We start from the raw sequence: 514 nt of genomic DNA, 5'->3' as shown, positions 1-514 counted from the left end.
GCCCTATTAAGACTCGCTTTCGCTACGCCTACACCTAACGGCTTAAGCTTGCTCGTGAGACCAAGTCGATGACCCATTATACAAAAGGTACGCTGTCAGGACGCAAGGTCCCTCCAACTGTTTGTAGGCGTTCGGTTTCAGGTACTGTTTCACTCCCCTCGTCGGGGTGCTTTTCACCTTTCCCTCACGGTACTGGTTCACTATCGGTCAGTAAGGAGTACTTAGCCTTCGAAGGTGGTCCTCCGATCTTCAGGCAGAATTTCACGTGTTCCGCCCTACTTAATACGTCCAATCATGCTTCTTATACGGGACTATCACCCACTCTGGTTGCGCATTCCAACGCATTCTAACCACAATCATGGCTCGGCTGATCCCCGTTCGCTCGCCGCTACTAGGGGAGTATCATATTGATTTCCTTTCCTCCGGGTACTTAGATGTTTCAGTTCCCCGGGTTTGCTTTTATAAACCTATGTATTCAGTCTATAAATACCTGGTTTTGCTCATTATTAACTGC

1 rRNA gene is annotated in these 514 nt (G+C 48.4%); it reads right to left on the bottom strand.

The features are described 5' to 3' along the window. Positions 1-514 (bottom strand): 23S ribosomal RNA (locus A3722_RS23645); the annotation flags it as partial.

Source organism: Sulfitobacter sp. HI0027, from assembly GCF_001634775.1.
Classification (GTDB): Bacteria; Pseudomonadota; Alphaproteobacteria; order Rhodobacterales; family Rhodobacteraceae; genus Sulfitobacter.
The sequence above is the reverse complement of the archived record's forward strand: the minus strand, read 5'-3'. Positions and strand labels throughout refer to the sequence as shown.